Origin of the sequence: Bartonella sp. MU70NMGDW, assembly GCF_042194085.1 — a bacterium.
In the GTDB taxonomy this organism is placed as follows: domain Bacteria; phylum Pseudomonadota; class Alphaproteobacteria; order Rhizobiales; family Rhizobiaceae; genus Bartonella; species Bartonella grahamii.
The window spans coordinates 1-930 of the sequence record NZ_JBHIMK010000460.1; the positions used below are offsets into that span (position 1 = coordinate 1).

Annotated in this window: 1 protein-coding gene; it reads right to left on the reverse strand. The window is 42.2% G+C overall.

The window, feature by feature from the left end; all coding sequences use genetic code 11:
- A partial coding sequence (locus ACFIKE_RS11615) for a site-specific DNA-methyltransferase (protein WP_375650098.1) occupies nucleotides 1-902 on the reverse strand: 902 nt, incomplete at its 3' end.
- Nucleotides 903-930: the final 28 nt, after the last annotated feature.

Sequence of the window (930 nt, forward strand, 5' to 3'; positions counted from 1 at the left end):
TCTTCGGCATTCAAAGCCATCACTGCATGCGCTGTTGTACTAGAGCCAGCGAAAAAATCGAGAATGATGTCGTTGTCACTGGTCGTCTGTTCAATCAATTGCTTTATAAGACTCACACCCTTGGGATGATCAAAAAATTGGCCGCCTAAAAGTTCTCGTAATTGTTTGGTCGCTATAAAATTCATATCTGTTTCAAGCATTGTACTAAATGGTTTAGTTTGAGATTTAACTTCTGTTTGATGACGTTTATAAGTAGGCGTACCTTGTCCGTTTTTTGGGAAGATCACCTTGCCTTCTTTGATGATGTTTGCCATTCGTCCTTTTTCATAAGCCCATACACGATTGGGATTACACTGGTAAACTACACCCGTTTGTGGATCAGTAATCGGGTAATTAAGATTTGGCCGCTCTGATGCTGTTTTATTGCATGTCAAATTATCAGCCATCCAAGGCCCGCGCGGGTCATTATCGGGGTTGGTATAATTTGCAAAACTCTTTTGTACTCCACTAAAAACAGTGTGCCTGCGACTATAACACAAAATGTAATCATGGTCTGTACTTACATTGTTTTGCGCATCATTAGCACCAGTGCGTTTCCTCCACACCAGCTGCGCAACAAAATTCTCTTCGCCAAACACTTCATCACATACTTTGCGCAAATTATGAACTTCATGATCATCTATTGAGATAAAAATCACCCCATCGTCACGCAATAAAGTCTGTGCCAAACGCAAGCGCGGATAGATCATATTGAGCCACGCAGTGTGAAACCGCCCCATTGTCTCAGGATTCGATTTTGTCGTTTGGCTCGTCACTTCTTTATAGCGCGCAAGCGGGTCTTTAAAATCATCACCATAGATAAAATCATTCCCCGTATTATAGGGCGGGTCTATATAGATCATCTTCACTTGGCCAAAATAAGCCCGCTGG